Consider the following 11,394-nt stretch of genomic DNA (forward strand, 5'->3'; position numbering starts at 1 on the left):
TGATCGAGGGGGAAGTGCATCGGCTGATTCACGATGCCAAGAGGTGCTGCACCCACACCGTAGGCAATCGCTCCGGATCATGCAACCGCTGCGGAACCTGCGGTTGGGCGAGGATCAGGTTCGCCGTCGTCGTGCATCGCTGTGGACGTGCGGCAGGCATTACGGGGTGAGGACCGACCCTGCTGCGGCCCGATGGAGAGTGCGGCAGCGGCCCCGGCCTGACGTTGACCGCGATTGCGCGGCACTCCGCTCACCGGCAACGCCGCTGATGTCGCGACCATTGCGGCACCTGTGGTGGCCGTAGCCCGTGCACGTGGTTGCCTACTCGGTCTGCGCGCCGCGTTCGATCTGCGCGCGACGTGCGCGCCAGGTTTCCGGTGTCTGCGGTTTGACGAACAACGCGGTGAGTTCAGGATGCTGGCGCTTGGCGGCGGCTTCGATGCGCCCCACACAGGCTTCGATCTGCGGCGTGCTGCGGCTGTCTTCGAATTCCGCGCTCAATGCGGCAACGACCTGGTTGGGGCCCATCTGCATGGTCAGCACGCCGTTGGCGGCGCGCACGTCCGGGTCGCTGGCGGCAATGCGCAGCAGCGAGTCGGTGACGTGCGCATGGGCCGGCTCGCCGATCAGTAGCCCCTTGGTCTCGCGCGCCAGCAGGAAAGCGGTAAAGGCCAGCACGCCGGCGATGCCGATCGATGCGATGCCGTCGAGTTCGGGCATGTCCAACAGCTGCGCGCCGGCCAGGCCGAGCAAGGCCATGAACAGGCCGATCAATGCGGCGCTGTCTTCCAGCAACACGGTAAAGGTGCTGGGGTCCTTGCTCTGGCGAAATGCTTCGAAGTAGCCCATGCGGCCCTTTTTTGCATGGAATTCGCGCAGTGCCACGATCCAGGAAATGCCTTCGAACACGATCGAAACGCCGAGCACGCAATACGCGATGAGATGACTCTTGGCCGGCTCGGGGTGACGCAGGTGCACGATGCCCTCGTACAACGACACGCCGGCACCCATCGCAAACACCAGCAACGCGACGATGAAACTCCAGAAATACAGTTCGCGCCCGTAGCCGAAGGGATGCGTCGGCGTGGGTGCCTGCGCAGCGCGACGTAGACCATAGAGCAGCAGCACCTCGTTGATGGTGTCCACCAGCGAATGCACGCCCTCGCTGAGCATGGCCGAGCTGCCGGAAATCCCGGCGGCAATGAACTTGGCCACCGCAATGGCCAGGTTGCCGGCCAACGCGACATAGACCACCAGGTGCGCGCCCTTGGGCTTGCCGGGGCGCTCTGCGGGACTGTCGGGATGGCCTGGCACGCCAGGCGCGTTGCCGGGCGCCGGGGCGGCTGGTGCGGCGCCTGGCGCGGGGTGGACTGGCTCGTTGGACACGCGCAACCTGCAGGGCATTCGATGAGCGCTGCACTATCGCGTCGCCGCCGTGCCGGATGCGTGATCGCGCGGCCGTGGCGCTACAATCCACGCCCGTTTCGATCAAGGAATCGCATGTCTACCGTTCCCGCCTGCCCGCAATGCGGCCAGGACAACACCTATGCCGACGGCGCCTTGTCGATCTGCGCGGACTGCGGTTTCGAATGGAGCGCAGCCGAGGTCGCCGCGAACACGACCGTGGTGCGCGACAGCAACGGCAATGTGCTGCAGGCCGGCGACACGGTGACGGTGATCAAGGATCTCAAGGTCAAGGGCTCGTCGATTCCGCTCAAGCAGGGCACGGTGATCCGCAATATCCGCCTGGTCGAGGACGACGCCGACCATATCGAAGGCAACTCGGAAAAGATCAAGGGCCTGGTGCTCAAGACCTGTTTTCTGCGTAAAGCCTGAGTCCGCTCCCGTAGGAGCGCGTCTGAGCGCGACAGGCACACCGATAACGCCTCATATCGCGCGAGCATGCGCCTGCGGTTCGTGCGCAGCCCGAGCCGCCCGGCGGCAAGACGCGCGTGACGCGCCTCAACGCGATGGCGGTACCGATCGCACCACGCCACGCGCCAGCGCGTCCTGCCAGGCTGGTACTGCGCCGGGTGTGGCGGCTCAATCGCGCGGGTAGACCGCCGCCACTGTGCAGCTTTGGCGCATGCGCGAAAACTTGCCGCCGCGCGAGGTGCTGAGGTCGCCTTGCTGGCCGGCGCCGACGCCTGCGCCGGCAATGCCGATTTCGTCGAGCACGTCGACCTTGTCGCCGGGGTTGCCGCAAATCGCATTCAGGCCCATGCCGGATACGAAGCGGATCGGCGGTGCGCCGCTGAGCTCGCGGCAGCTGTCCATCAATTCGACGCGATAATGGCGGTGCGCGCCGGGATGGCGCGGCGACACTTCCACCACCAGACCCTGCGCGTCCTCCGACCACGCCCGCACCATGCCGGGCTGGAAGCAATAGCTTGCGGAGCCGGCGAAGTTGCGACGACGTGCTTGCCGCACGCTCACGCCGTCCAGGGTGGGGATGCCGTCGGCCTGCCGCTGACGGGCCATGCTGGCGTAGTCGCGTGCACTGAGCGGGGCGACCTGGCTGATCGCGCACCGTTGCTGCCCGGTGCTGACGGATGCCTGCGCACCATTGCAGACCCAACCGTGCGGTGCGAGCACGGTGGCGTCTGCGTGCGCGGCCAGGCGCGGGCAGTCCTGTGCCAATTGCAGGCGGAACAGGCGGCCGCCGCGTTCGGCAACGGCCAGTGTCCGCGCATCGGTCTGATGCAGCTCGCTCACCTGGCGGGCATCCAGGCACTCGGGACCGGGCGCGGCAGGGCGCGGGGAGTGCGCCGCTGCGCCGCCCACCGTGCAGGCCATGATGCTGGTGCCGAGCAGGACCACAGGGAGCAGGCGCATCACGCACATCCTTGGCAATGAGATGGCTGCATCATGTGCTGGCGTCGGCGCCGTGACAATCGCCCGGCAGCGGGGCGCAGGCGTGTGCGCGATCAAGCCGGCACACGCAGGCAGGCCCTACCCGGCGTGGGCGCCGTATCGGCAAGCCGAGCTTGGCGAACCCTGCGCCACGCGTGGTGCGCACGTGCGCTACGGCGTGTCGGGCGGGTCCGAATCCAGCACCTGCAGCTTGCCGCCGGTGGTCTCCGGCAGGATGCGCTGGTCGGTGGCGACCAACACCACGCCCGGCGTCAGCAGCGGCAGCAGATTGGCCAGGAATGCCGGCGGCACCTGCAGGCGCGCAATGGTGCCGGCATCCAGCGGCTGGCCTGCCGCCGCAGCGCTGCCGGGAATGCCGATGCGCATCCAGTTGGGCATGCGATGACCGGGCAGGCCGGGAATGTCGCCCGGCAGGAAACCCTGGCCGACGATGAAGGCCTGCGTGCCCAGCGGCGCTGCACCAGAGGGTGCGTGCAAGGCCACCTGCGCGCGGCCGATCTCCACGCCATTGCGGTACACCACCAATTGCTGGTCGGTGCTGCTGATCAGCATCGAGATCGGGCCGGTGGGCGCCAGCGCCGGTTGCCAGGCAAATGCCTGGCCATTGGGGAGCGGCAATACGGGGCGCTCGGCGCCGGTGGTCGGGTCGATCGGGCTGAGCGCGCGTGGATGCACCACATCGTCGGCACTGACACCGGCCTGCGCGACCACCACCACCATGCCCATGTTGGAATTGTCGAACAGCAACCGGGCAAATTCCGATGGCAGATGCACGCAGCCATGCGACTCCGGGTAGCCCGGCAGGCCGCCGGCATGCAGCGCCACGCCGTCCCAGGTGAGCCGCTGTTGATACGGCATGGGTGCGGCGTTGTAGAGATTGGAGCGGTGGTCCTTGTCCTTCTGCAGGATGGTGAACACGCCGGTGGGGGTCTCGTGCCCGGGCTTGCCGGAGCTGATGGTGGACACGCCGATCAGGATGCCGTTGCGATACGCATAGGCGCGTTGCTCGGTGAGGCTGACGATGACGGCCATCGGGCCCCAGCCTTTACTGACACCGCCCCAGATCCATTCGCCCGGTTTGAGCTGGGCCGGCAGGGTATCGGCGGGACTGGACTGGCGCGCACCCCAGAACGGCACGGCCAGCGCCTGGCCACCGATCAGCAATGTGCAGAGCAGCGCAAATGGAAGAAGGCGGCGCATGGGCGTTCCAGGATCAGGGGCTGCCTGGATGCTAGCGGGGAGCGCTGTGCGCGTCATGTGGCGACGGCGCGCAAGCGACGTGCGAAGCGAACCTGTCGGTGCGGTCCATGCGGCCAACCGGCCACTGCGATGGATGCGGAAAGAGAGGTCTCAGGCAGTGCGTGGTGCGCGGACGCGACGCGCCACCGGCCGGCCATCGCCGCGCTGGATGCGGCAATGGCCGGCCAGTGTGCCTAGAGGATCACTCCGGCAGTGCGGGGTAGTCGGTGTAGCCCTTGGCGCCGCCGCCGTACATGGTGGCCTGATCGACCTCGGCCAGCGGTGCGTTCTCGCGCAGGCGACGCACCAGATCCGGGTTGGCGATGAAGGGGCGCCCGTAGGCGATCGCATCGGCATAGCCGCTGCTGATGGCCTGTTCGGACATGGCGCGGTCGTAGCCGTTGTTGGCGATCCAGGCACCGTCGAACTTGGCGCGCAGCGCCGCGTAATCGAAGGCGATGTTGTCGCGCGGGCCACCGGTGGCGCCTTCGATCACATGCACGAAGGCCAGGCCGCCGATCAGGTTCAGCCGCTCCACCGCACGTTCGAACAACGGCTGCGGGTTGGAGTCGTGCGCGCCATAGACCGGAGTGACCGGCGACAACCGCACGCCGGTGCGCTCGGCACCGATCTCGTCGGCAATGGCCTGCACCACTTCGACCAGCAGCCGGGTGCGGTTTTCGATATCGCCACCGTAGGCATCGGTGCGCTTGTTGGCGCTGTCACGCAGGAACTGGTCGAGCAGGTAGCCATTGGCGGCATGCACTTCCACGCCATCGAAACCGGCGTCGATCGCGTTGCGTGCGGCACGGCGGTAGTCCTCGATCAGCGCGGGGATTTCGTCCAGCGCCAGTGCGCGCGGTTCGGACACATCCTCGAAGCCGTTCTGGGTGTAGGTCTTGCCTTCGGCACGAATGGCGCTGGGCGCGACCGGTACTTCGCCGGGGGGCAGTACGCTGGTGTGCGACACGCGGCCGACATGCCACAGCTGGAGCACGATCTTGCCGCCACGGCGATGCACTTCATCGGTGACGGTGCGCCAGCCGGCGACCTGTTCCGGAGTGTGGATGCCGGGCGTGTCCAGATAGCCCTGGCCGAGCGGACTGATCTGCGTGCCTTCTGCCACGATCAGGCCGGCGGTGGCGCGCTGGCCGTAATACTCGGCGGCAAGCGGCGAGGGCACCTGCCCGGCACCGGCGCGGTTACGCGTCAGCGGCGCCATGATCACGCGGTTGGCAAGATCCAGCGCGCCCAGGCGCACCGGGGAGAACAACGGAGATTCAGTGGATTTGGACATCAGCAACCAGTGTTTGGGATCACACGCAAGGCGCGGCGCCACGACGATCGCGGTGCCCCACAGCGATGGTGGCGCGGCGGGCGGGATTCGAGCAGCGTCAGTAGGACACAGCGTCTTCTGCGGGCATCCAAGCCGAGCGAACCGTGACCCGCGAGGCCTTGGCGCGGCATCGCTGTGACGTGCGGCCTTTCGTCGAATGCTGCATTGCACAATAATAAGCTGCCCCGTCATTCTGGAGTCGGGCATGTCCGATACCGAGCTGTCCGCGCCGCGCGTGCCGCGCCGCGATTACGTGCTGATCCTGCTCGCGCTGGCGATGGGCGGCTTTGCGATCGGCATCAGCGAATTTTCCACCATGGGCCTGATGACGCAGATCGCGCAGGGCCTGCAGATCAGCGAACCGCAGGTTGGCCATGTCATCAGCGCCTATGCCTTGGGCGTGGTGGTCGGCGCACCGCTGCTGGCGATCCTGGGCGCGCGCTGGCCGCGACGCACCTTGCTGTTACTGCTGATGGTGTTCTACGCACTGGGCAACCTGGCCAGTGCGTTGGCGCCCAGCTACCACGCCATGTTGGTGTGCCGCTTCATCGCCGGCTTGCCGCATGGCGCGTATTTCGGCGTCGCCTCGCTGGTGGCAGCCTCGATCAGCCCGCCCAATCAGCGCGCCACCGCCGTCGGGCGCGTGCTGCTGGGGTTGAGCGTTGCGTTGCTGGTCGGCAACCCGCTGGCGACCTGGCTGGGGCAGGTCGTCAGCTGGCGTTGGTCGTATGCCTCGGTCTCGGTCATCGCGCTGGGAACGGTGGCCGCGGTGGCCGCGCTGTTGCCGCCCGCACCGGATGAGCCGCGCCAGCAGCCGCTGCGCGAGCTGCGTGCGTTCAATCGGGCGCAGGTGTGGCTGGCCCTGGCGATCGGAGCCGTCGGGTTTTCAGGCATGTTCTGCGTTTTCAGTTATCTGGCGCCGACCCTCACTGCCGTTACCGGCGTGGCACCGGCACGCATTCCGCTGGCCATGGCGGCGTTCGGCGTCGGCGGTGTGCTCGGCAGCATTGCCGGCGGTTGGTTGTTCGACCGGATGCAGTTCCGTGCGGTGCCGGTGCTGCTGGTGTGGTCGATCGTGGTCATGTTGACTTTTCCGTTGGCCGCGCATGCGGGGCAGTGGGTGTTCGTCTCCATCGTGGCAGTCGGCACGATGGGCGCGCTGGCGCCGGCCTTGCAGACGCGCCTGATGGACGTGGCGGCCGAGGCGCAGACGCTGGCAGCGGCCTCGAACCATGCCGCATTCAACACCGCCAATGCCCTGGGCCCCTGGCTGGGCGGCATGGCGATCACCGCTGGCTGGGGCTGGACATCCACCGGCTATGTCGGTGCAGCAACCGCGCTCGGCGGACTGTTGGTGTACGCATGTGCGGTGTGGCAGGAGCAGCGCCAGCGCAGCCTGGCGACCAACTGCTGAGCAAGTGCGCCGGGCGGCCGCACGCATCGCCCGGCGTGCACGGGCGCGCATCTCGATCGATGGCCTGCGCGTTGCGTGCTGCTGCATGCCATTCATCATCCCCGGCACTCGGCTGCACACAGACACGTGGCGAAGACCTCACTGCAGTGCCGTGCCTTGACGCGCGTGCTCGCTGTCGGAGCGGCGATGCCAACCGCGCACGCCAGCCGCATCCACAGCCAACTCACGGCACGCGCCCGAGACTGCGCGCTTGACCACAAGCGAGCAGGACCGCGCCATGACCGACTTCACGCCACCGCCGTGGAAGCGCCCCAATCCGACGTCCAAACGCGCCTCGACGCCACTGACGGACGCCCAGAAGGCAGCGGCAAAACAACGCGCCGAAGCAGCCGGGCGGCCGTACCCGAACCTGGTTGACAACATGTGGGCCAGCCGGCAACCGAAAGGGTCTTGATGCGCCGTTGGCATCGATGAATCGCGATTCATCGGCCGCACGAAGGCGTGAGGATGACGCCCACATTGCTCACATGTCGATTATGGGTGCGGGCCCAGGATGAGGCCGTACACAACGCAAGGCATCGCAATCAACGCATCGATTGCGCTTCTCCCCGAAAGCCGGCGCATTGCACCCCCGTGCAGCGCGGCCCATCCAACAAGGAGCGACACATGAGCATTCAGAGCAAGACCGAGCACAGCCTCAACGACCTCATCGCCATTTCCCGCGACGGCAAGGACTTCTACGACGAAGCGGCGTCCAAGGTGGGCGATGCAGAGCTTGCAACGTTGTTCCGCCGCATTGCCGGCGTCAAGACCGACATCGTGAGCAGCCTGAGCAGCGTGGTCACCTCGGTGGGCGGCACGCCGGAGCAGCACGGCACCATGGTCGGCAGCATGCAGCAGTTCTACGGCAAGGTGCGTGCAACGCTGGGCGACACCAAGTACGGCTACGTGGCCGAGCTGGAAGAATCGGAAGATCGCCTGCTGAAGGCATTCGACGAGACCATCGCCGATGCAGACACGCCGGCCGCCGCGCGCGATGCCGCACTGCGTCTGCTGCCGGAAGTGCGCGCATGTCACGACGTGATGCGTAACCGCAAGCACGCGATGAAGAGCGCCGCATAAGAGCGCGGCGCATCCGAAGTGCATCTGGATTGATGCAGCTCCGGAGTAAATCGATACAGGCGGGAAACGGGTGGCGCAAGCTGCCCGTTTCTTTTTGTGTCCGATGCGAAGCGACAATGCGACAACGTACGATGGCGGTTCCACGTCAGTATCGCGTTCCACGTTGAAGCCGATGGCAGGCGGCGTATTCGCCGCGCGTCGTGTCTGCTAGTATCCGCCGCCCTTCTTCACCCAGGCCTGCGCAGGCGGTCGTGGACTTACCCATGAAGCAGCAGTTTCTGTATTTGTCATCGGCCGAAGCGCAGTTGTCGCTCGGTCTGGGGGAAGAAAAGACGACCGAGCGGCTGTTCTTTGCGGTGATGGCCGATGCGGACACCGCCGAACGCGCGGGTCGTATCTGTGAGGGCCTGCTGCAAGGCGGGGTCGATGGAAAGCCGCTATCACGCGACCGCCTGCATGTGACCCTGCACCATCTCGGCGACTATGCCGGGGGTTTGCCGCCGTCGCTGGTCAGCCGTGCCAGCCAGGCCGCCGACCGTGTGGCCTTGCAGGCGTTCGAGGTCGAGTTCGACCGGGTCGGTACCTTCGGTGGACGGCGGTCGCAACTGCCTTGCGTGCTGCGCGGCGAAGAGCGCGTACGCGGCCTGTACGAGTTGCAGGGCGCGCTGGGCCGTCAGCTGGCGCATGTGGGCATTGCCGGCGATGCGCAGTACACGCCGCACATGACGCTGCTGTATTGCAATCAGACCGTGCCGCAACGGCGCTGCGACGCGCTCGCGTGGACCGTGCGCGAGTTTGCGCTGGTACGCAGCTTCCTCGGCCAGTCGCGCTACCAGTTCGAAGGACGCTGGCCACTGCGCTGAGCGCCTGTGTGTGGGACGCAGGCCCGGGTGCGGTAGCCTGCACGGATGGATACTTCAACGCCCCTGCCGTTGCACGCCGATCACCTGGCCGCGCTGGAGCAGGCCTATGCCACTCCGCCGCGCGCCTATCACCACTTCGGCCACGTGCGCGCGCTGCTGCAGCACTATGCCGAGGTCGCCAGCGGGCCGGGCTGGCAGCAGCCGGCCGAGGTGTGGCTGGCGGTGCTGTTCCACGATGCGGTGTATCAACCCGGGCGCAGCGACAACGAGGCGCAATCGGCGGCGTGGGCGCTGGAATGCAGTGCGCGCTGGTGGCCGCAGGCCGCCGTGGATCTGCAGCGCGTACAGGCGCTGATCTTGCTCACTGCGCGGCACGGCCAGCTCGAGCCGCAGGACGTTGACCAGGAGGCGGCGCTGTTTCTGGATTGCGATATGGCGATCCTGGCGGCGCCGGCAGACGTCTTCGATGCCTACGACCGGGCGATTGCCGAGGAGTACTGCGGCCATGTCCCCGCGCTGCTGTTCCGGCTTAATCGCCGCCGCTTCCTGGCCGGCCTGCTCAAGCGTCCGCGCATCTTTCTCAGCGACTATTTCCACGCGCGCCTGGATGCTGCCGCGCGGGCAAACCTGCGGCGGCGCCTGGGCCGCTGAACTGTCCGCAGCAGGCGGCTCGCATCAACCGGGCGCTGCAGGTGCGCACGCTACAATGGCCGCATGCACGAGCGCGCCGTTTCCACCGCCGATCCACGTCCTCAACCGCCACAGGCGCCGGCCCCCAACGAGTGCTGCGAAAGCGGTTGCCCGTTGTGCGTGCACGATCTGTATGCCGAGGAACTGGCCCGCTACCGCCAGGCGCTGGCCGCCTGGGAAGCCCGGCAACCGCCGCAGGCGCGATAAGCGAAGCGCCACGCTTCGCGATGCCGCCTGGAACGATTATCTTTGGACCACTTTCCGCGATGGTGCGACATGCGACGACTTGAAATGTGGGGCGCGCTCTGCGGCGCGGCGGTGTTGACGCTGTCGGGATTGGCCGCCGCGCAGGCGCCTGAGCCGGTCACTCATGGCCGTTTCGAGCAGGTGCCGGTGCTGATGCCCAAGGGCGAACCGCAACGGGTGGTGATCTGGTTCGCGGGCGCCGGCAATGCCGCAACGCGCCAGGCGCAGGTCGAGGCATTGCGCGACGACGGCGCGATGGTGGCGGTGGTGGATACCGCGCACCTCTACGCGGTGGTGCGCAAGGACGGCGGCGCCTGCGCGTTTTCGGTCGGCGACGTGGAGAATTTCTCCCGCTATGTGCAGGCCTTCTATCACATCCCCACCTATCGTCTGCCGCTGCTGGTCGGCGACGGCGAAGGCGCGGCGTTGGCCTATGCCATCGGCGCGCAGGCCAAGCCGCATGTGCTGGCCGGCGTGCTCACCGATGGCCTGTGCCCGGCGGCGGTATCCGACCAGGCGATCTGCCAGCCGGGCGTGCGCCCGGGCAGCAACACGCTGGTGCCGTCGCCGTTGCAGATTCCGTGGGTGCTTGCCGGCAGCCAGGACAAACGGTGCCCTGCGGCGGCCGAGGCGGCCTTCATCAAGCAGATTCCGCAGGCGCGCACCTTCACGCGCTCTGCCAAGGGCGACATCCTGCCGGGCCTGCGCGCTGCGGCGCGCTCGCTGGGCGAGCAGAAGGGCGTGGCGTTGCCGCCGCCGCCCGGTGGCCTGGCCGACCTGCCGGTGGTCGAGTTGCCGGCCAAGCCGGACGGCGACAGCGACGACGACACCTTCGTGATCTTCGTTTCCGGCGACGGCGGCTGGGCCGGGCTGGATGAAGAGGTGGCCGACGCGCTGGCCGCGCAGGGCATTCCGGTGGTTGGCCTGGATTCGCTGCGTTATTTCTGGACCGAGCGCACCCCGCAGGGCTTTGCCACGGATCTGGACCGCATCGCGCGGGTTTATGCGCAGCGCTGGCAGCGCAAGCGCGTGGTGCTGATCGGCTTCTCGCAAGGTGCCGATGTGTTGCCGGCGGCGATCAACAAGCTGCCCGCGCAGACCAGGCAAAACATTCGTATGACCGCGCTGTTGTCGGTGGGCAAGCTGGCCGACTACGAATTCCACGTCAGCAACTGGCTGGGTTCGGACGACGAGGGCCTGCCTATCGCGCCGGAGGTACAACGCCTGCCGGCCAGTACCACGGTCTGCATCTACGGCCAGGACGACGACGACGCGCTGTGCCCCAGCCTGCCGGCGCAGGCGGCCACGCGGGTGGCGCTGCCGGGCGATCACCATTTCAAGGGCGATTACGCGACCCTGGCCAAGGTGATCATGGAGCAGTTGCACGCGCTGTCGAAGCCGTAAAAGAGCAGGGCATCTGTGAGCTGGTTCGGCCCGACGCCGGGCCGACGCAGGCCAATAACCCGGTCGTCGTCGTTCGGTTCGGCCTCCGTCCAGCCTGGCAGGCCCTCGGCGTTTCTTTCCGCAACCGACACCAATCGCTGGTGCTTGCGCGCATGCCGGTGTGGGACCTTGAGCGGCATGGATGCCGCGCCGGAGCCTGCATGGAC

12 protein-coding genes are annotated in these 11,394 nt (G+C 67.3%); 8 read left to right on the forward strand and 4 right to left on the reverse strand.

From position 1 onward, the window contains the following. Positions 1-321: 321 nt before the first annotated feature. Positions 322-1,404: a cation diffusion facilitator family transporter gene (locus tag RZV17_RS06845; protein ID WP_355608160.1), complete on the reverse strand. Its 1,083-nt coding sequence runs from the start codon at positions 1,402-1,404 to the stop codon at positions 322-324. Positions 1,405-1,500: 96 nt separating this feature from the next. Here RZV17_RS06845 and RZV17_RS06850 point away from each other — a divergent pair, with 96 nt between their 5' ends. After that, positions 1,501-1,836, forward strand: coding sequence for a zinc ribbon domain-containing protein YjdM (locus RZV17_RS06850; protein ID WP_355608163.1), 336 nt, complete (start codon positions 1,501-1,503; stop codon positions 1,834-1,836). Between the two features lie 207 nt (positions 1,837-2,043). On the opposite strand, the gene RZV17_RS06855 is transcribed toward RZV17_RS06850, so the two are convergent. From RZV17_RS06855 to RZV17_RS06865, 3 genes are all read right to left on the reverse strand, one after another. Continuing rightward, a complete protein-coding gene (locus RZV17_RS06855; RefSeq protein ID WP_355608166.1) occupies positions 2,044-2,844 on the reverse strand; it encodes a hypothetical protein in 801 nt (266 codons plus the stop codon). A gap of 180 nt (positions 2,845-3,024) precedes the next feature. Next, entirely contained in the window at positions 3,025-4,074 is a 1,050-nt protein-coding gene (locus RZV17_RS06860; RefSeq protein ID WP_355608169.1) for a L,D-transpeptidase, read from the reverse strand. A gap of 241 nt (positions 4,075-4,315) precedes the next feature. Further along, positions 4,316-5,410 carry an alkene reductase gene (locus RZV17_RS06865; protein ID WP_047693712.1) on the reverse strand — a complete coding sequence of 365 codons (1,095 nt, stop codon included), beginning with the start codon at positions 5,408-5,410 and terminating at the stop codon, positions 4,316-4,318. A 244-nt stretch (positions 5,411-5,654) separates the two neighbouring features. Here RZV17_RS06865 and RZV17_RS06870 point away from each other — a divergent pair, with 244 nt between their 5' ends. From RZV17_RS06870 to RZV17_RS06900, 7 genes are all read left to right on the forward strand, one after another. Further along, complete coding sequence (locus RZV17_RS06870; RefSeq protein WP_179454698.1) at positions 5,655-6,863, forward strand: MFS transporter; 1,209 nt, start codon at positions 5,655-5,657, stop codon at positions 6,861-6,863. 277 nt (positions 6,864-7,140) lie between these two features. Further along, on the forward strand, positions 7,141-7,317 hold the full coding sequence (locus RZV17_RS06875; protein ID WP_104581608.1) for a hypothetical protein: 177 nt from the start codon (positions 7,141-7,143) through the stop codon (positions 7,315-7,317). Positions 7,318-7,529: 212 nt separating this feature from the next. Next, entirely contained in the window at positions 7,530-7,985 is a 456-nt protein-coding gene (locus RZV17_RS06880) for a PA2169 family four-helix-bundle protein (protein WP_047693704.1), read from the forward strand. A gap of 263 nt (positions 7,986-8,248) precedes the next feature. Continuing rightward, entirely contained in the window at positions 8,249-8,848 is a 600-nt protein-coding gene (gene thpR / locus RZV17_RS06885) for an RNA 2',3'-cyclic phosphodiesterase (RefSeq protein WP_355608174.1), read from the forward strand. Positions 8,849-8,893: 45 nt separating this feature from the next. Next, positions 8,894-9,499: a hypothetical protein gene (locus RZV17_RS06890; RefSeq protein WP_355608177.1), complete on the forward strand. Its 606-nt coding sequence runs from the start codon at positions 8,894-8,896 to the stop codon at positions 9,497-9,499. Positions 9,500-9,562: 63 nt separating this feature from the next. Continuing rightward, entirely contained in the window at positions 9,563-9,745 is a 183-nt protein-coding gene (locus RZV17_RS06895) for an oxidoreductase-like domain-containing protein (RefSeq protein WP_047693696.1), read from the forward strand. Between the two features lie 69 nt (positions 9,746-9,814). After that, entirely contained in the window at positions 9,815-11,188 is a 1,374-nt protein-coding gene (locus RZV17_RS06900; protein ID WP_184369821.1) for a virulence factor, read from the forward strand. The last annotated feature ends 206 nt before the right edge of the window (positions 11,189-11,394 follow it).

The organism is Xanthomonas cannabis, assembly GCF_040616535.1.
GTDB classification, from domain to species: Bacteria; Pseudomonadota; Gammaproteobacteria; order Xanthomonadales; family Xanthomonadaceae; genus Xanthomonas; species Xanthomonas cannabis.